General features: G+C 42.1%; 21 protein-coding genes and 1 riboswitch. Of the genes, 19 read left to right on the plus strand and 2 right to left on the minus strand.

Annotation, left to right across the window (positions count from 1 at the left end):
• The first annotated feature begins 2 nt into the window (after nucleotides 1-2).
• The 4 genes from QYF49_RS04590 (at nucleotide 3) to QYF49_RS04605 (ending at nucleotide 3,152) form a co-directional block, all read left to right on the plus strand.
• Entirely contained in the window at nucleotides 3-1,787 is a 1,785-nt protein-coding gene (locus tag QYF49_RS04590; RefSeq protein WP_290398429.1) for an acyl-CoA dehydrogenase family protein, read from the plus strand.
• A 213-nt stretch (nucleotides 1,788-2,000) separates the two neighbouring features.
• A complete protein-coding gene (locus QYF49_RS04595) occupies nucleotides 2,001-2,360 on the plus strand; it encodes an arsenate reductase family protein (protein ID WP_290398430.1) in 360 nt (119 codons plus the stop codon).
• A gap of 76 nt (nucleotides 2,361-2,436) precedes the next feature.
• A complete protein-coding gene (gene gcvH / locus QYF49_RS04600; protein ID WP_053357260.1) occupies nucleotides 2,437-2,823 on the plus strand; it encodes a glycine cleavage system protein GcvH in 387 nt (128 codons plus the stop codon).
• Between the two features lie 80 nt (nucleotides 2,824-2,903).
• Nucleotides 2,904-3,152, plus strand: a complete 249-nt coding sequence (locus tag QYF49_RS04605) for a YusG family protein (protein ID WP_290398431.1) — start codon at nucleotides 2,904-2,906, stop codon at nucleotides 3,150-3,152.
• A 95-nt stretch (nucleotides 3,153-3,247) separates the two neighbouring features.
• Here the strand turns inward: QYF49_RS04605 and QYF49_RS04610 are convergent, their stop codons facing one another.
• Nucleotides 3,248-3,628: a KGG domain-containing protein gene (locus QYF49_RS04610; protein ID WP_290398432.1), complete on the minus strand. Its 381-nt coding sequence runs from the start codon at nucleotides 3,626-3,628 to the stop codon at nucleotides 3,248-3,250.
• Between the two features lie 302 nt (nucleotides 3,629-3,930).
• On the opposite strand from QYF49_RS04610, the gene QYF49_RS04615 reads away from it, so the two are divergent.
• The 9 genes from QYF49_RS04615 (at nucleotide 3,931) to QYF49_RS04655 (ending at nucleotide 11,103) form a co-directional block, all read left to right on the plus strand.
• Nucleotides 3,931-4,278 carry a toprim domain-containing protein gene (locus QYF49_RS04615; protein WP_290398433.1) on the plus strand — a complete coding sequence of 116 codons (348 nt, stop codon included), beginning with the start codon at nucleotides 3,931-3,933 and terminating at the stop codon, nucleotides 4,276-4,278.
• Between the two features lie 173 nt (nucleotides 4,279-4,451).
• Entirely contained in the window at nucleotides 4,452-4,781 is a 330-nt protein-coding gene (locus QYF49_RS04620; RefSeq protein ID WP_290398434.1) for a thioredoxin family protein, read from the plus strand.
• A 406-nt stretch (nucleotides 4,782-5,187) separates the two neighbouring features.
• Entirely contained in the window at nucleotides 5,188-5,934 is a 747-nt protein-coding gene (sigI, locus tag QYF49_RS04625; protein WP_290398435.1) for an RNA polymerase sigma-I factor, read from the plus strand.
• A gap of 132 nt (nucleotides 5,935-6,066) precedes the next feature.
• The gene (locus tag QYF49_RS04630) at nucleotides 6,067-7,305 is read left to right on the plus strand and encodes an anti-sigma factor domain-containing protein (RefSeq protein ID WP_290398436.1); all 1,239 of its coding nucleotides are present in this window, start codon (nucleotides 6,067-6,069) and stop codon (nucleotides 7,303-7,305) included.
• Between the two features lie 100 nt (nucleotides 7,306-7,405).
• Nucleotides 7,406-7,708 carry a hypothetical protein gene (locus QYF49_RS04635; protein WP_290398437.1) on the plus strand — a complete coding sequence of 101 codons (303 nt, stop codon included), beginning with the start codon at nucleotides 7,406-7,408 and terminating at the stop codon, nucleotides 7,706-7,708.
• A 123-nt stretch (nucleotides 7,709-7,831) separates the two neighbouring features.
• A riboswitch (SAM riboswitch) is annotated at nucleotides 7,832-7,944 on the plus strand.
• 87 nt (nucleotides 7,945-8,031) lie between these two features.
• Nucleotides 8,032-9,057: a methionine ABC transporter ATP-binding protein gene (locus QYF49_RS04640; protein ID WP_290398438.1), complete on the plus strand. Its 1,026-nt coding sequence runs from the start codon at nucleotides 8,032-8,034 to the stop codon at nucleotides 9,055-9,057.
• Nucleotides 9,050-9,715 (plus strand): methionine ABC transporter permease, encoded by a 666-nt coding sequence (locus tag QYF49_RS04645; RefSeq protein ID WP_290398439.1) that lies wholly within the window; start codon nucleotides 9,050-9,052, stop codon nucleotides 9,713-9,715. The genes QYF49_RS04640 and QYF49_RS04645 overlap by 8 nt, the downstream gene beginning before the upstream one ends.
• A gap of 30 nt (nucleotides 9,716-9,745) precedes the next feature.
• Nucleotides 9,746-10,573, plus strand: a complete 828-nt coding sequence (locus QYF49_RS04650; RefSeq protein ID WP_290398440.1) for a MetQ/NlpA family ABC transporter substrate-binding protein — start codon at nucleotides 9,746-9,748, stop codon at nucleotides 10,571-10,573.
• Between the two features lie 95 nt (nucleotides 10,574-10,668).
• Nucleotides 10,669-11,103 (plus strand): RDD family protein, encoded by a 435-nt coding sequence (locus tag QYF49_RS04655; protein ID WP_290399048.1) that lies wholly within the window; start codon nucleotides 10,669-10,671, stop codon nucleotides 11,101-11,103.
• A gap of 28 nt (nucleotides 11,104-11,131) precedes the next feature.
• On the opposite strand, the gene QYF49_RS04660 is transcribed toward QYF49_RS04655, so the two are convergent.
• Entirely contained in the window at nucleotides 11,132-11,977 is an 846-nt protein-coding gene (locus tag QYF49_RS04660; RefSeq protein WP_290398441.1) for a metallophosphoesterase, read from the minus strand.
• Nucleotides 11,978-12,135: 158 nt separating this feature from the next.
• On the opposite strand from QYF49_RS04660, the gene QYF49_RS04665 reads away from it, so the two are divergent.
• From QYF49_RS04665 to sufU, 6 genes are all read left to right on the plus strand, one after another.
• The gene (locus tag QYF49_RS04665; protein WP_290398442.1) at nucleotides 12,136-12,510 is read left to right on the plus strand and encodes a carboxymuconolactone decarboxylase family protein; all 375 of its coding nucleotides are present in this window, start codon (nucleotides 12,136-12,138) and stop codon (nucleotides 12,508-12,510) included.
• Between the two features lie 253 nt (nucleotides 12,511-12,763).
• The gene (locus tag QYF49_RS26090) at nucleotides 12,764-12,913 is read left to right on the plus strand and encodes a YuzK family famiily protein (protein ID WP_486599192.1); all 150 of its coding nucleotides are present in this window, start codon (nucleotides 12,764-12,766) and stop codon (nucleotides 12,911-12,913) included.
• Nucleotides 12,914-13,227: 314 nt separating this feature from the next.
• A complete protein-coding gene (sufC, locus tag QYF49_RS04670) occupies nucleotides 13,228-14,013 on the plus strand; it encodes a Fe-S cluster assembly ATPase SufC (protein WP_290398443.1) in 786 nt (261 codons plus the stop codon).
• Between the two features lie 21 nt (nucleotides 14,014-14,034).
• A complete protein-coding gene (gene sufD / locus QYF49_RS04675; protein WP_290398444.1) occupies nucleotides 14,035-15,330 on the plus strand; it encodes a Fe-S cluster assembly protein SufD in 1,296 nt (431 codons plus the stop codon).
• On the plus strand, nucleotides 15,330-16,550 hold the full coding sequence (locus QYF49_RS04680; protein WP_290398445.1) for a cysteine desulfurase: 1,221 nt from the start codon (nucleotides 15,330-15,332) through the stop codon (nucleotides 16,548-16,550). The genes sufD and QYF49_RS04680 overlap by 1 nt, the downstream gene beginning before the upstream one ends.
• A complete protein-coding gene (sufU, locus tag QYF49_RS04685; RefSeq protein WP_290398446.1) occupies nucleotides 16,540-16,980 on the plus strand; it encodes a Fe-S cluster assembly sulfur transfer protein SufU in 441 nt (146 codons plus the stop codon). Before QYF49_RS04680 ends, sufU begins: the two co-directional genes overlap by 11 nt.
• Nucleotides 16,981-17,125: the final 145 nt, after the last annotated feature.

Below are 17,125 nucleotides of genomic sequence, written 5' to 3' on the forward strand. Positions count from 1 at the left end.
ACATGTCTAACACAATGGAAAAGGTTTTTAAAGGCGGAAGCTTTTTAGTGGAAGATATTCAGGCGGAGGACCTCTTCACACCGGAGGATTTTTCAGAAGAGCACCTCATGATCGCAAAGACAACCGAGGATTACGTGGTTAAGGAAGTTGTCCCGCAAATCGATAAGCTCGAAAACCATGAGTTTGATATTTCTAAACAGCTTTTGACAAAAGCAGGGGAACTTGGTCTTCTTGGTGCTGACGTTCCTGAAGAATACGGAGGACTTGGCCTTGATAAAATCTCTTCTTCATTGATTACTGAGAAGTTTGCACGCGGACGCGGTTTTTCCATCAGCTATGGCGCCCACGTCGGAATCGGTTCTCTGCCGATCGTGCTTTTCGGTAACGAAGAACAGAAGAAAAAGTATCTCCCAGATCTGGCAGTTGGAGCAAAAATCGCAGCGTATGCACTTACAGAACCCGGATCAGGATCCGATGCACTGGGTGCTAAAACAACAGCACGATTGAACGCTGAAGGCACTCATTATGTGCTGAACGGAGAAAAGCAATGGATCACAAATTCCGCTTTTGCCGATGTGTTTGTAGTTTATGCAAAAATTGATGGAGAACAATTCTCTGCATTCATCGTAGAAAGAGATTTTCCGGGAGTATCCACAGGCCCTGAAGAAAAGAAAATGGGGATCAAATCTTCTTCTACACGAACACTTATTTTAGAAGATGTTCATGTGCCGAAAGAAAACCTTCTTGGTGAAGCAGGAAGAGGTCACGTCATCGCGTTCAACATCCTGAACATCGGACGCTATAAATTGGCGATCGGCTGTGTCGGTGCGGCGAAGCGCGGAATCGAAGTTTCAGCGAAGTATGCAAACGAGCGTACACAGTTTAAACGCAAAATCAGCTCTTTTAGCCTGATTCAGGAAAAACTGGCAAACATGGCACTTCAAACATACGCATCAGAAAGCTCGGTTTACCGCACGGTCGGTTTGTTTGAATCCCGTCTTGGAAGCTTAAGTGATGAAGCACAGAAGGATGGCTTGCAAATCGGTAAAGCCATCGCGGAATACGCGATTGAGTGCTCCCTGAACAAGTTCTTCGCATCTGAAGTACTGGATTATGTTGCAGATGAAGCCGTGCAAATCCACGGAGGATACGGCTTTATGAGTGAATATGAAGTAGAAGGCATGTATCGTGATGCCCGAATTAACCGTATTTTTGAAGGAACAAATGAGATCAACCGCTTGCTCGTGCCAGGAACCCTCGTCCGTAAAGCAATGAAAGGCGAGCTTCCTCTCATCGAAAAAGCAACGGCTCTTCAAAATGAGCTGATGATGATGATGCCACAAGAGGTGGGCACTGAACCGCTTGAGCAGGAGAAATACCTCGTAAGCATGGCCAAAAAAGTCATCCTGATGGTAGCTGGACTCGCTGTTCAGAAGTTCGGGCCAAAGCTTGAAAACGAGCAGGAACTGCTCGCTAATGTAGCTGATATGATCAGTGAAGTGTACGCGATGGAATCTGTGGCTCTACGCACGGAAAAAGCGATCAACAGAACAAGCTTGGAAAGAAACACGCAAAAGCTGCTCATGACTGAAGTGTTCTGTCAGGAATCCTTCAACCGCATCGAAGCCCATGCGAAGGAATCCATCATTGGAGTGGAAGAAGGAGACACGCTGCGAATGATGCTGTCTGCTCTCCGCAAGCTTACCCGCCACACACCGATCAACGTCATCAAGAAGAAACGTGAAATTGCAGCTGTGGTTTTGGAAGAAGAACGCTACGTCATTTAAATCAATTTCTAATAATGCCTTATCTTTAAAAATACTCTCTCACTTTGGCTCCGGTTATTCGCCGGAGCACTTTTTTGTATATTCAACGGTGCCAGGCACCGTTATTACACATGTGTCAAACGCCGGTGCCTGGCACCAAAAAAGGTGATTAATTTCCCTTTACCTGGCTAGACTATTTTATGATACTATGGAAGGGAAGGAGAGAAAAATGACATGAGTTTAACTTTTTATCAATACCCAAAATGTGGAACTTGCCAAAAGGCTAAAAAGTGGCTGGAGTCCCATGATGTTGAATTTGAATCCGTACATATCGTTGAAAATCCTCCTTCAAAAGAGGAAATTAAAGAGCTGGTAGACAAAAGCGGCCTTGAGATCAAAAAGTTCTTTAATACGAGCGGAATGAAGTACAGAGAGCTTGGTTTAAAAGACAAAGTAAAAACCGCTTCCGAAGATGAGCTGCTTGATTTTCTGGCTTCTGACGGCATGCTGCTAAAAAGGCCGATTACTACGGACGGAAACAAAGTAACTGTCGGATTTAACGAAGATACATATAAGCAAACATGGAGTAAGTGATGTTATTAGTTGCTTAACTATAATAAATTTAATATTATAGTTATTATAAATAACAAGAAAAGCTGGAGGGATACAAATGAATTTTCCAAAAGAATTGCGTTATTCAGAAGAACACGAATGGGTAAAGGTTGAAGATGGAAATAAAGTAAGGATTGGTATTACTGACTTTGCACAGGATGAACTGGGCGATATCGTTTTTGTAGAGCTTCCAGAAGTTGGCGATGAAATTAAAGCGGACGAGCCTTTCGGCAGTGTTGAATCTGTTAAAACGGTTTCTGAGCTCTATGCTCCCATCTCTGGCAAGGTTGTTGAAATCAACGAAGATCTTGATGACAGCCCTGAGCTTGTAAACGAGTCTGCGTATGAAAAAGCGTGGATGATCGTTGTTGAGGCATCTGATCTTTCTGAGACTGAAAACCTCATGACTGCTGAACAATATGAAGAAATGACAAAAGAAGACTAAATCCTTCTTCCAAAAAGTTTAATGAGCCCGCTTCTTTCCGGAGACAATAGTAACATCTTCAATGGGAGGAAGTGAGTTCATTGGATTCAAAAAACTCAGGATCTAAATCTGACATTACGTCCAAAGTGTACGGGAAAATGGATACGGGGTATTTGTCTCTGTTCCATGATAACCAAAGAATAGGCCGCGTCATCTTTTCTGACCAGGGAAATCAGTATGAAATGGCTGAAGGCTTTGAATTTGATGCTGACAAAATTTATAAAAAAGAAAACAGTTCAGCAGAATATCCCAATAGTTATGTTCAGGGCTGCGATGAGGGCTGGTGTTAATTTCGAAAGCGCTAATGCCATGACTGGTCTTAAGCGTTGAATCTGCACAAGGAAACAAGGACAAGCCCATAGGCTTGTCCTTGTTTGGTTATTTATTAATCATCGCTACGGCTGTTACCGCCTTTTTTACCGATCTCTCTGTAAAAATCTTTATCATGACTTTCTGAAGTAGCTTCTCCGCCCTTTTTACCGATCTCTTGGTAAAAATCTTTATCATGGCTCTCAGCCGTGGCTTCCCCGCCCTTTTTCCCTATATCTTGATAGAAGTCCTTATCATGGCTTTCAGCCGTGGCTTCTCCGCCTTTTTGACCGATTTCTTGATAAAATTCCTGATCGTGGTTCTCAGAAGTTGCGTTACCGCCTTTTTTGCCGATTTCCTGATAAAAATCTTTACCATGAGTTTTTGATGTCTTTTCTCCGCCCATGCGTCCTGCTTCTTCTCTGCTCATTCCGTCTCGGTTATTATTATTAGCCATTTCAAATTCCTCCTCTTAATGCTAGATAGTATTTGCCAACAGCCTTTTGCTTTGCGCTGCTGAACTTAGAGAAACAATATCCCCTTTTTAAAATCATTAAACGGCTTTAAGTGAAGATAGTAAGAATTTCCTTACTAACTTGCTCTCTTGTAGTAAGATATTCAGTCCTGGCGGGTAAATGGTAAGTCGATTTATTAACATTCCAAAGAGGATTCTAATAAAATAAAGGGTATTATAGTAAGTAAGGGAAAATATCAATCGCTTTAATACTTGTTCTTTAGAAGATATAGGAGAGATGATTGATGAATAACAACTTGGATAAAGTGATTATTGTAGAAGGAAAATCAGACAAAGATAAGCTGATTTCTATCCTTAATGAACCCGTTGAGATCATCTGTACAAATGGAACGATGGGGCTGTCACGGCTTGAAGAACTGGCCATTGAAATTGAGAACAGAGATGTATATATTTTGGTTGATGCAGATGAGGCAGGAGCAAAATTAAGAAAAATGCTTCAGAGGGAGCTTCCGAATGCAGAACATCTTTATATTCATAAAATGTACCGTGAAGTAGCAAAAACACCGCTCATGTATCTCGCTAATATATTGCTTGGGGCGCGTTTCACAGTAAATAAAGAATGTTTAGGATAAGGATCTATATGACGGCGAGAAATCCTCTTTCTTAGATGCAAGGCATGTCTTATCCATTGAAAGGTATAGAGGATTTCTTGAATTTGTTCAGTTGACAAGATCCACTGAATCCGGGATATTCAAATACACAGGGGACCAACAGAGCTTAATAACATTTGCAACTGGAGAGGGATATGAAGGATTTAACAAACATAGAGATTCGTGATTTTATTGAGGGTTCAACAGAGGAGCCGGCTGCTCTATACATACAGACACCGCTGTGCGGCACATGTAAAATGGGAAGGCGGATGCTGGATATTACATTGGAAGCGATAAGCCAGTCACAAGATGCTGAACCTAAAATCGGAGCCTGCAACTTAAATGCAATGCCAGAGCTTGCTGAAAAGTACAGCATCACAAGTGTTCCTTGCCTCCTTTTTTTAAATCGGGGAATCGCTGTCAAGAAGATTTATGCCATGCAATCAGTTGATTTTTTGTATCAAAACGTAAAAAAATACCTTTAAAAGACACGATTTGTGTCTTTTTTTATTTTTAAGGGGGTTTTTTAAGATGTAATAGATGGATTATGTGGTAAAATCAAGAAGAAATGTGTAATAAATTTTACATACTGACTCAGGTGCAGCAGAATAAAACGACATCTCCAAACAGCAGTGATAGCAAGTAAGTCACCGCTTCCAAACGATTTATAGGTAAAGACTGCAAAACTTTTCCTTTTCAGGCGCATGACAAAAACATTACAATTGTTATGAGTCCTGTAACATTGTTATACAACTGTATCCTACAAACCTGCGAATCAATGGTATAAATGTATAGGAGAGCTTGAAACATGTTTGCTCCTGTCGACTTTTGGCAATATATCATTCATTTTGTCCAAAAGTACAAAACAACCTGGATTTAAGAGGTGAAACTATGTCTACTGCATTTGTACCAGCTATTCGCAACAATACACCAATCATTAACATTGAAGATAAAGTATTAAAAATTCAAAGAGGGAATGATACCTTAAGAAACGAGCTGATCGAAGCTTATCAGCCGTTCATTAAGAAAGTGACTTCAAAGGTATGCAGTCAATATATAGATCGTACGATGGACGAATTTAGTGTAGGTCTCTACGCGTTTAATGAAGCCATTGATCAATATCAAGAAGGTCAGGGAAGCCGTTTTCTTTCTTTTGCCGACATGGTCATCCGCCGAAGAGTGATTGACTATATAAGAAAAGAAGTCAGGCAGAACCGACTCATCTACTTGCAGCCGGATGAAGAGGATGAAGAAGGCCGTCTGGAAGACAGCTATGCAGAACAGAAAGCTGCCATGGAGCATTACGAAGAAAAAATCCAGGCAGAAAACCGCGTTTATGAAATCGAAGAATACCAAAAACTGCTGAAGGAATTCAGCTTGAACTTTAAAGTGTTGAGCAAACACTGCCCGAAGCACGTTGATGCAAGGGAAAATGCAAAAGAAATCGCTCGTTTGTTAGTAGAAAACCAAGAAATGGCTGAATTTTTATTGGAGAAAAAACAACTTCCTATAAAAGATTTATTAAGTATGGTTTCCTGCAGTCGTAAAACAATAGAGAGAAATCGAAAATATATAATAGCGGTATCGCTAATATATCTAGGGGACTTTAAAGCGTTAAAGTCTTATATTCAGCCTTAAATAAGGGGAAGTTAAACGGTTGTAATTATTCGTGGGGAACGTACGTCTTAATTCGTCAAGCAAAAAAGCAATAAATCCCATGATGGTTATGATACGAAGCAGATCCTTCGCCTAGCAGGAGGGATATGTGGGATGAAAAATGGTGTTTTAATGGAAGTGAAGAAAGGAAAAGCCGTTTTACTAACGAAAGATGGCTGTTTCATTACCGTAAGAGTACCGCGCGGAGAACATCCGGTGGTAGGTATGGAATACAGTATTTCAAGGTTTACAAAAAGCAGGGTACGACGATTGCTCTTTCCTTCTCTTTCACTTACTATAGGAGCATTGCTTATATATGTTTTATTTTCAGGAGTCTATCCACTGGGCCGCAACGATAATACTGTTGCGGCTTATGTGAGTTTTGACGTAAATCCGAGTCTTGAAACGGGAGTTAACCATGATTTGCAAGTCATAAAAGTTAAAGCCTACAATGCGGAAGGCAAAAAAATTCTCCAATCATTAAAACACAAAAAAAACGTAAGCCTCTCCCAGTTCGCCTCATCTTTGCTGAATGCCTATGAAAGCAAGGGATATTTAACAGAAAACCCGGATGTAATGATTGGTACCACGATTGTGGACGCCGAAAATGATAAACTTTCATCTTCATTGGATGAAGCGGTTTCATCCATAAAACGAAATGCCGCGGTCTTTAATACGAAAGCGGCTATCATGGTAAAAAGTATTAACACGGAAAAACGGAAAGTCGCCCAAAAGAACGGGGTATCTTCCGGTAAATATATGATGTACCTGGATGCGAAAAGAAAAGATAAGAATATATCTCTTCATCAAGTGAAGAACATGTCATATACCGAACTAAAGGAAAAGATCGAACCTGATCGCAAGCTTCCGAAAAAAGAAATAAACCATAAAAAGAAAATCTCAGAAAAAATGATAAGACACCCAAGAACTATTGAAACGATAACCATTAAGACAAGCTCTTTGCAGGGCACCACATCTAAGGAGAGTGTATCCAGACCGGAAGACCGACAGGCAAAAAATAACCGAGTTACTGGATCGGAAAATCAGAAGGTCCGAAAAAAGGAACAGGGGAAAGGTTCAAAAGCGGTTAAGCGTCATTCCTCAAAGACTATACAGAAACCAAAACCTCATCATAAACAGTCAGCAGATCACACGCGGCCCGGGAGAAACACCAAGATGAAAACTGTTCCAAAACACCCTGATGCTTCTGAAAAGATGAAACATGAGAACCACGATAAGAAATGGGGCAATAATGGAGAAACACAAAAGGCAACCCCGTACAGGCACCATGAAAAAAAGGCCTGGAAAAAAGCAAAACCAAAAAAATTAAAAGTACATAATAAAGCAAGCTAATAATCGACAGGGCGTATGTAATCTGTCGAAGGAAAATTCAAGGAAGACATCCGCCTCCTCCAGAACATTTACTTATAGATGTTTTAAGAGGGGGATGTTTATGGATTGGGTTCAATGGCAGGAAAGGGTTCAAAATACAGCCTTTCTTCAGCCGCTCATTGGAATGGGAGTTCCTCATGTGAAGGCTGAAGCAGAATGTATATATTTTTCCTTTACAAGTAAAAGCAGCGGTTCTAAAAAAACATTGATGATATCGGGCAGCCGGGGTGAACTTCAAGAGATGCTTGACGGCCATTATCGGCTTAGCGATTTAATCAAGCAAAAGAAAGTGAATTTTTCGGGTACGTACAGAGAACAGCTGAAACTGGAATCTCTCCTCTTTTTATGCAAAAAGAATTCCTAAGTCAAAAGAAACGGGTCTTTCTATCTAAAATTTATGAACAATGGATTGACACTCCCCAATGGGTAATGTTAAAATTCGAAACGTGTTAAGAAAAGCGAACTAAATAGCGATTAACAAAATTCGTTCTTATCGCGAGTGGTGGAGGGACTGGCCCTGTGAAACCCGGCAACCGTTAAGCATTACCTGCTTAAAAAGGTGCCAAATCCTGCAAAGCAGCCTGCTTTGGGAGATGAGTGACGGTGCATATATAAATGATTATGCCCTTCTGCTCATGACCTGCAGAAGGGCATTCTTTATTTTAAGAAAGTGAGGGATACAGTCTCTTGATAACATTAGACGCAGTTAAAAAGATTTTCCAGACGAAAGACGGAGCGGTAAACGCGGTTGACCATGTTGACCTTTCCATAGAACAAGGAGAAATTTTCGGGATTATTGGATACAGCGGGGCAGGGAAAAGTACGCTGATCCGTATGCTCAACATGCTGGAAAGACCAACGAGCGGAGATGTTACTGTAGCCGGAAAAAATCTTTCCCAGCTCAGTAACAGGGAGCTGCGGAAAGCTCGTCAGGAAATCAGCATGATCTTTCAGCACTTCAATTTACTTTGGTCCAGAACGGTAAAGGAAAATATTGCTTTTCCACTGGAGATTGCAGGTGTACCAAAAGAGGAGCGCCAAAAACGAGTCGATGAACTGATTAAGCTTGTCGGACTCGAAGGGCGTGGTGAATCGTATCCGTCCCAATTGAGTGGAGGACAAAAGCAAAGAGTGGGGATCGCTCGTGCTTTGGCGAACAATCCTAAAGTTCTTCTGTGTGATGAGGCGACTTCAGCTTTGGACCCGAAAACAACGGACAGCATCCTTAACCTATTGGTTGAGATTAATCAAAAACTGGATTTGACCATCGTTCTTATTACACATGAGATGCATGTGATCCGAAAAATCTGTCATCGTGTAGCGGTTATGGAAGATGGCAGGATTGTGGAACAGGGTCCGGTTCTCGATGTTTTCAGGCATCCGAAAGAGTTCATTACGAAAGATTTTGTCAAGCAGATAACGGAGCCGGAAGAAACAACGGATATGATCAAACAGCTGGCCTCTGAAAAGCCGCAAAGCAAGATTGTTCAGCTTACTTTTGTTGGCGGGAATGCGGAGCAGCCTGTTATCACTGATGTGATCCGAAAATTTGATGTTCAGGTGAATATCCTTCAGGGCAAGGTATCCCAAACGCAGAACGGACCGTATGGAACCTTGTTCATTCAACTGGAAGGTGCCGATCAAGAGGTCGATGAAGCGGTAACCTATATGAATGGGCAGAAAGTAGAAGTGGAGGTGATCTCATATGAATAATCTTTTTCCGAACGTGGATTGGGCGCAAATGTGGGCCTCTACCGGAGAAACGCTATACATGACAGCAATCGCTGTCCTCGCCACTTTTATTATCGGTCTTTTCTTAGGGTTGGCATTATTTTTAACGGGTAAAGGGAACCTATGGGAGAACAAGTTTTTTAACTTTGTCATTGCAGCAATCGTAAACATCTTTCGATCCATACCGTTTATCATTCTCATCATTTTATTGATTCCGCTAACCCTTTTCTTAGTAGGCTCTATGCTTGGAGCGAATGCGGCACTTCCTGCTTTGATCATCGGCGCTGCACCGTTTTACGCCAGGATGGTCGAGATTGCACTTCGGGAGGTTGATAAGGGAGTCATCGAAGCGGCAAAATCGATGGGCTCCAGCAACAGTCAAATCATTTTTAAAGTTTTGATTCCTGAAAGTCTTCCCGCACTGATTTCCGGTATTACGGTCACGTCCATCGCGCTTGTGGGCTATACAGCAATGGCTGGAGTAGTTGGAGCGGGAGGGCTCGGAAATCTGGCATTCCTTGAAGGATTTCAGCGTACGCAAAATGATGTAACATTTGTCGCTACTGTGATCATCCTAATCATTGTATTTATCATCCAGTTGATTGGGGATAATGTAACTCGAACCATTGATAAACGTTAAGGTCTATATTACACAACCAGGAGGAGCAACATGAAAAAAATTATCGCGATCGTCCTTATGCTTGCACTGACAGCAGCACTTGCTGCCTGTGGGGCAAACGGAGGAAAAGAGAAGAAACTTGCTGACGATAAAATCGTTGTGGGAGCATCCAATGTCCCTCATGCTGAAATTCTTGAAGCGGCCAAGCCTTTAATGAAGAAAAAAGGAATCGATCTTGAAATCAAAACGTTCCAGGATTATGTACTGCCTAACAAAGCGCTTGCGAACAATGAGATTGATGCTAACTACTTCCAGCACGTTCCATATTTGAAATCTCAAATGAAGGAAAACAAAAATTATAAGTTTGAAAATGCCGGTGGTATCCATCTCGAACCAATTGGCGTTTATTCTAAAAAGTACAAATCATTAAAAGAGCTTCCAGACGGCGCAACCATCATCATGAGTAACTCTGTTGCAGATCATGGACGTATGTTAACCCTTCTTGAACACGAAGGCCTGATCAAACTGAAAGCAAGTAAAGGCTACAATTCCAAAATCAAGGATATTGCAAAAAACCCTAAGCATTTAAAATTTAAAGCAGACGTAGAGGCGGGCCTTCTTCCAAAAGCGTATCAAAAGGGAGAGGGAGACGCTGTCCTGATCAATACGAACTATGCGATCGACGCTGGGTTGAACCCTCGAAAGGATTCCATTGCCATTGAAAGCGCCGATTCACCATTCGTAAATATTATTGCAGTACGTAAAGGTGACAAAAACGCTAAAACAGTAAAAACGCTCGTTGAAGTGCTCCATTCTAAAGAGATCAAAGACTTTATCAATCAGAAATATAAAGGTGCCGTTGTACCGGTAAACAAATAAATTATTTCAATGAGGACAGCCTTTGGGCTGTTCTTTTTTTTGTCCATTAGTAATATTTGTAAGATGATTTATAAATTCGTTGTGGGGGATGGATGATGGAAGTACAGCAGCCGGCTGGTTTTTGGATCAGGCTAGGAGCCTGTATACTGGATGGACTCATTATTGGTATTATTTTAGCGTTCATCGGATTTTTATTTACTGGAGACTTTGTATCAGAAGATCCGGGTGGCGATTGGTTTACGAATGTTGTGAGTTTTCTTTATGCGCTTTTGCTGCCAATCTTCTGGAGTGGTTATGTGATTGGCAAAAGAATCTGTGGCATTCGGATTGTAAAGGCAGATGGCAGCAAGCTTGGGTTTGGGGCGATGGTCATGAGGGTGTTGATCGGGGGCCTTATTTACGGGCTCACGCTAGGCATTGCATTGATTGTCAGTGCCTTTATGGTCGGTATACGAAAAGATAAAAGGGGCATTCATGATTTGATCGCAGGGACGTATGTTACCCACCTTCCCCCTCAAAAGGAAGGGTAAAGATAAAAATAAGACGGCTGCTGCCGTCTTATTTTAATGTGATCGATGTGATTTCGGGACGGCAGAAGAAACGGAAGGGGAGGTGGGTCGTCCCCATTCCTCTGTTTGTGTAGAGAAATTTGTTTTCTGCTTGATAAAGCCCGCTATGATATTTTCTGCCCATTTTAGAAGTGACGATGGGACCGAACAGGGGCAAGCGGATTTGGCCGCCATGGCTATGGCCAGATAGCTGCAGATCAACAGGGAACCTGGTGCTCACCTTAAAATAGTCAGGTTCATGAGCCAGCAGAAAGGTACAGCGTCCCTCAGGGATACCGGCTAGCGCTCTTTCGATATCCGCTTCTCCCCTTAAGTAATCATCCAGTCCGGCGATGTACAGTTCATCTTCTCCCTTTTTAATTCTTCTATTTTCATTGATAAGGAGTTCAAACCCGCTTTTGCCCAATAGCTCTGAAATCGTATGGATGTTTTCAAGATAATCATGATTGCCAAGCACGGCGAATTTTCCATAGGGAGCATTGATTTTTTTTAAGTAAGGCAAACTCTTGACAGCAGATTTCAACGATCGGTGGGAGTTGACTAAATCGCCTGTGAAGACGACCAGATCGGGGTTGAGTTTCTGAATTTCAACGGCCATTTTTGCAATATGTTTCGCTTTAAAATGAAAACCTAAGTGAAAATCACTGATATGAACGATATGGAATTTTTTAAAGCTATCAGGCAGCCTCTGGATTCTTATCTCTATTTTGTTCAGGTCAAACCAATAGGGCTCAACAAAAGCGGAATAAAACGCCGCTGCACCGGCTGCAGCTGCTAGACTGCCTAATCCGATTGAACCAGTGATCAATGATTTTTTTATTTTTTCCTCTTCCATCTTATACTCCTTTATTCAGCCTCTTTTAGCCCATTATATTCCCATCATCTGAATTCTTTAAGCAAAACGTTCCGCTGTTCCATGAAAGAAAGGATAAGAAGAGAAGCGATAACTCATACTAAACTTTGTCTATCTTAGGACAGGAGGATGAAAAGGATATGGAACATCATGAAATGTCTGGCAATAACTCAACACAGCACCATTTAATCCGTTACAAAGAAGGTTTAGCGAAGTACACAGATCATATGCCAGAGGTGGCTCATTCTTTTAATGAATTTACTCGACATTGTTTCAAGGAAGGTGAAATCTCTGAAAAAAACAAGCAGCTGATTGCTTTAGGGATCAGTATTCATGCCCAGGATGAATATTGCATCATCTATCACACCAAAGGCTGTTTGGACCAGGGAGCCAGTGAAAATGAAATTCTTGAGGCCGTTGGTGTTGCGGCAGCCTTTGGCGGCGGTGCGGCAATGAGCCAGGGGGTAACACTCGTACAGGAATGCATACAAGAACTTAAAAATCCTATGCAATAAAGCCGAAAGAGTTCCTATATTGGAGCTCTTTTTTTGTATTCCCTTACATCAGGGCGCTTTTGAGAGGATATATAAGGATGTATGAGTCAGTATGCATCAATATAAGGAAACCCCTTCATCTATGTAAATATGGCGTTGAATGGGATTTGAAGCACGCCACGGATGTTTGTTACGCTATACTTGTTGATTCAGTGTTAATAACACGAAAGGATGATTCATTATTCACTCGATAAAAGTAAATCATACTGCTGAAATGGAAAAAGCACTGCAAAAGAATCATGGAATTGGTTATGCTGAATATGAACGTAATCTAGAGAAACGGATCACCATAGAACAATCCAGGGAAAAAGAATATCAAAAAAGTTTAGAAGTCTCTAATGAAATGGAACGAAAAATTCTATAGTATAGGTAGGAGGATCAGCATTCAATGATGGATGCTGATTTTCTGTTTAAGGAAGTACTGGATGAAAAATGATGAAAAGGAGCCTGGGAGGCCCTCAACAAAAAGAGCGTGCGTCTGTGTAAGAGTTCCAGTGTTTTCGAACTTCAGCAAATCACTTGCGCTTTTCTTAATCCAATCGTTCCTGCAGGTTGAAGATAAAATAAATTTGTTATAATATTAGAATGAGAATAAATTGAGAATGGAATGAGAGAAGCTTTCATTCTTGTTCACATTAACAATATATTTCACTGAAATATAAGATGGAGGTAAATTTTATGTCTACACCTAATTTAAAGATTGAAAACCTGCGTGTTTCTATCGAAGACAAGGAAATCATCAAAGGTTTAAACCTTGAAATAAACGGCGGAGAAATCCATGCGGTCATGGGGCCAAATGGAACAGGTAAATCAACCTTATCTTCAGCGTTAATGGGACACCCCAAGTACGAAGTAACTGAGGGGCAAGTAACGTTCAACGGCGAAGACCTTTTTGAGATGGAAGTAGATGAGCGTGCAAAAGCAGGACTTTTCCTTGCTATGCAATATCCGAGCGAAGTGAGCGGTATTACCAATGCAGACTTTTTGCGTTCTGCCATTAACGCACGCCGTGAGGAAGGCCAAGAAATCTCTCTAATGAAATTCATCCGTGAACTTGACAAAAAAATGGAGCTTCTTGAAATGGACAGCTCTTTTGCGCACCGTTACTTAAATGAAGGCTTCTCCGGCGGTGAAAAGAAACGTAATGAAATTCTTCAATTGATGATGATCGAACCTAAGATCGCGATCTTGGACGAAATTGACTCCGGTCTTGATATCGATGCTCTAAAAGTCGTGGCAAAAGGGGTCAACGAAATGAGAAACCCGGAGTTCGGCTGCTTGATCATCACGCACTATCAGCGTTTGCTTAACTACATTACTCCGGACAAAGTCCACGTAATGATGCAAGGCCGCATTGTTAAATCCGGCGGTCCAGAATTGGCACAGCGCTTAGAAGCAGAAGGATATGACTGGATCAAAGAAGAGTTGGGAATCGAAGACGAAACTGTTGGCCAAGAGGCGTAAGCAAGTTAGGAGGATTTGTACATGTCAGTTGAAACTTCTTTAAAATATGACAGGGATTATGTAAGCAAGTTCTCTGAAAGCCGCCAAGAACCTCAGTGGCTTTTAGAACTGCGTTTACGTGCATTGGAATTGGCGCAGCAGCTTCCTATGCCTAAGCCCGATAAAACGAAAATCGACAAATGGAATCTTACGGATTTCAATCACGAAAGCACTGCTGAAGAAAGTGCACAGCTTCCTGAACAAGTGAAGGCCTTAATCGGTGAAGAAGAAGCGGGAAATCTTCTTGTGATCCGCAACGGAAAAGTGGCTCATTCTTCCATTTCAGAAGAGCTGTCTTCCCAAGGCGTAATCTTTACTGATTTCAAAACAGCGTCTCAAAAGCATGGAGACCTTCTGCAAAAGTATTTCATGAAGGAAGCGGTCAGCGTTGAGGAAAACCGCCTGACAGCTATACATGCGGCTCTAGTAACCAATGGAGCATTCATCCATGTTCCAAAGAACGTAGAGTTGAAAACTCCGCTTCAGGCGATCTATTTCCACGATGATGAGCAAACAGGGCTCGTAAACCATGTAATCATCGCTGCGGAAGACAACAGCTCAGTCACTTATGTTGAGAACTACCTGTCAACAAACGAAACCCGCGAGTCTGTTGCCAATATTGTATCTGAAGTGTTTGCAGGCCCCGGTGCAAAAGTAGTTTACGGTGCAGTGGATAATCTGGCAAAAGGAATGACTTCCTATATTAACCGCCGTGGACGTGCAGAGCGAGACGCACGAATCGATTGGGCGCTAGGCCAGTTAAATGATGGAAACACAGTTTCTGATAATACTACTCACCTTGTTGGTGATGGTTCATACGCTGATACAAAAACGGTAAATATCGGTCAAGGTGATCAAAAGCAGAACTTTGTTGCACAAATATTCCACCATGGGAAAAACTCTGAGGGCTACATTCTAACTCATGGGGTAATGAAGGATTCTGCAAGCTCCATCTTTAATGGAATCACTAAAATCGAACATGGTGCAACAAAATCCAACGGCGAGCAGACGGAACGGGTATTGATGCTGAGCGAAAAAGCTCGCGGAGATGCAAACCCGATTCTTTTAATCGATGAAGATGATGTTACAGCGGGCCATGCTGCATCTGTCGGCAGAATCGATCCAATCCAGTTGTTCTACCTGATGAGCCGCGGAATATCAAAAGCTGAGGCTGAACGGTTGATCATTCATGGTTTCTTAAGGCCAGTTGTTAATGAAATGCCGCTTGAATCCGTGAAAAAACGTTTGGTTGAGGTAATAGAAAGGAAAGTCAGATAATGAACGCTCAAGAAGTAAGAAAGCTGTTTCCGATCCTTCATCAGGAAGTCAATGGAAAACCGCTTGTTTACTTTGATAGTGCCGCCACTTCGCAAAAACCGGTACCTGTCATTGAAGCGATTGAAAAATATTACCGTGAATACAATTCAAATGTTCACCGCGGAGTCCATACCCTGGGTACAAGAGCGACGGATGGCTATGAAGGAGCAAGAGAAAAAGTCCGCCGTTTCATTAATGCTAAATCCACGCAGGAAGTAATTTTTACTCGTGGTACGACAACTTCAATCAATACAGTTGCAGCAAGCTACGGATTGGCTAACCTGTCAGAAGGCGATGAGATTGCCATCACACCGATGGAGCATCACAGCAACATCATCCCATGGCAGCAAGTCGCTAAAAAGACAGGCGCCACACTTAAATATATTCCATTAAAAGAAGATGGTTCGATCGATCTTCAGGATGTTGAAAACACAGTTACGGAACATACTAAAATTGTATCCGTGATGCATGTATCCAACGTCCTTGGAACCATTAATCCAGTGAAAGAAATTGCTGCCATCGCCCATAAAAACGGCGCGGTTATGGTCGTGGATGGGGCGCAAAGCACACCGCACTTAAACGTGGACGTTCAAGATCTGGATTGCGATTTCTTTGCTTTTTCATCTCATAAAATGTGCGGACCTACGGGAATTGGTGTCCTCTACGGCAAGAAGGCCCTGCTTAACCAAATGGAGCCTGTGGAATTCGGCGGAGAAATGATTGATTTCGTGGATCTGTATGAATCTTCATGGAAAGAGCTTCCTTGGAAGTTTGAAGGAGGGACACCGATTATAGCTGGAGCGATCGGATTAGGCGCAGCCATTGATTTTCTACAGCAAATCGGCCTCGATAACATTCACAGACATGAGGAAGAACTCGCAAAATATGCGATGGAGCGAATGTCAGAAATTGATGGGATCACTATCTATGGACCGAAAGACCGGGCTGGCATCGTTACGTTTAATATTGAGGGTGTTCATCCGCATGATGTGGCAACTGTACTTGATGCAGAAGGTATCGCTGTACGTGCCGGACATCATTGCGCACAGCCGTTGATGAAGTGGCTGAAGGCATCCTCAACCGCCCGGGCAAGTTTCTATTTGTATAACACCAAAGACGAGATTGATTCTTTTGTAAAAGGATTGGTCACGACAAAGGAGTATTTTGGCCATGTCTTCTAATTTAGATCAGCTTTACCGGCAGGTCATTATGGATCATTACAAAAACCCGCGCAATAAAGGGGAATTAACGGATGACTCAGTGACCATCAACATGAACAATCCGACGTGCGGAGACAGAATCCAGCTTCACTTGAAAGTGGAGGACGGAAAGATTTCCGACGCTAAGTTTGATGGGGAAGGCTGCTCGATCAGCCTGGCATCTGCGAGCATGATGACGCAAACGGTAAAAGGTTTATCTGTGGAAAACGCGGTTAAGCTGGCACATGTGTTTTACAATATGATGCTGGGGAAAGAGTATGATGATGAGACATTTGATCTTGGTGACATCGAAGCACTGCAAGGAGTTTCCAAATTCCCTGCACGAATCAAATGCGCCACCCTCGCCTGGAAAGCTATGGAGAAGGGCGTAGGGCATCAGGAAGAAGAATAAACGTCGATCATCGGAGCCTCTCTGATTGAAGAAGAATCACCCTCTGCAGAAATTCATAAGAGCGGTGCCGAAGGCAGGCCTCCTGCTTTCTTGTTAAAAATGTTTTATATGTTACAATGTTAACAATACTGCCATTGCAAGAGAA

It is taken from the genome of Fictibacillus terranigra (genome assembly GCF_030412265.1).
In the GTDB taxonomy this organism is placed as follows: Bacteria; Bacillota; Bacilli; order Bacillales; family Fictibacillaceae; genus Fictibacillus_C; species Fictibacillus_C terrinigri.

Coding starts and splice junctions, on each gene's coding strand:
- QYF49_RS04590 (WP_290398429.1), top strand. CDS start 3: ATGTCTAACACAATGGAAAAGGTTTTTAAAGGCGGAAGCTTTTTAGTG.
- QYF49_RS04595 (WP_290398430.1), top strand. CDS start 2,001: ATGAGTTTAACTTTTTATCAATACCCAAAATGTGGAACTTGCCAAAAG.
- gcvH (WP_053357260.1), top strand. CDS start 2,437: ATGAATTTTCCAAAAGAATTGCGTTATTCAGAAGAACACGAATGGGTA.
- QYF49_RS04610 (WP_290398432.1), bottom strand. CDS start 3,628: ATGGCTAATAATAATAACCGAGACGGAATGAGCAGAGAAGAAGCAGGA.
- QYF49_RS04615 (WP_290398433.1), top strand. CDS start 3,931: ATGAATAACAACTTGGATAAAGTGATTATTGTAGAAGGAAAATCAGAC.
- QYF49_RS04620 (WP_290398434.1), top strand. CDS start 4,452: ATGAAGGATTTAACAAACATAGAGATTCGTGATTTTATTGAGGGTTCA.
- sigI (WP_290398435.1), top strand. CDS start 5,188: ATGTCTACTGCATTTGTACCAGCTATTCGCAACAATACACCAATCATT.
- QYF49_RS04630 (WP_290398436.1), top strand. CDS start 6,067: ATGAAAAATGGTGTTTTAATGGAAGTGAAGAAAGGAAAAGCCGTTTTA.
- QYF49_RS04635 (WP_290398437.1), top strand. CDS start 7,406: ATGGATTGGGTTCAATGGCAGGAAAGGGTTCAAAATACAGCCTTTCTT.
- QYF49_RS04645 (WP_290398439.1), top strand. CDS start 9,050: ATGAATAATCTTTTTCCGAACGTGGATTGGGCGCAAATGTGGGCCTCT.
- QYF49_RS04650 (WP_290398440.1), top strand. CDS start 9,746: ATGAAAAAAATTATCGCGATCGTCCTTATGCTTGCACTGACAGCAGCA.
- QYF49_RS04655 (WP_290399048.1), top strand. CDS start 10,669: ATGGAAGTACAGCAGCCGGCTGGTTTTTGGATCAGGCTAGGAGCCTGT.
- QYF49_RS04660 (WP_290398441.1), bottom strand. CDS start 11,977: ATGGAAGAGGAAAAAATAAAAAAATCATTGATCACTGGTTCAATCGGA.
- QYF49_RS04665 (WP_290398442.1), top strand. CDS start 12,136: ATGGAACATCATGAAATGTCTGGCAATAACTCAACACAGCACCATTTA.
- QYF49_RS26090 (WP_486599192.1), top strand. CDS start 12,764: ATGGAAAAAGCACTGCAAAAGAATCATGGAATTGGTTATGCTGAATAT.
- sufC (WP_290398443.1), top strand. CDS start 13,228: ATGTCTACACCTAATTTAAAGATTGAAAACCTGCGTGTTTCTATCGAA.
- sufD (WP_290398444.1), top strand. CDS start 14,035: ATGTCAGTTGAAACTTCTTTAAAATATGACAGGGATTATGTAAGCAAG.
- QYF49_RS04680 (WP_290398445.1), top strand. CDS start 15,330: ATGAACGCTCAAGAAGTAAGAAAGCTGTTTCCGATCCTTCATCAGGAA.
- sufU (WP_290398446.1), top strand. CDS start 16,540: ATGTCTTCTAATTTAGATCAGCTTTACCGGCAGGTCATTATGGATCAT.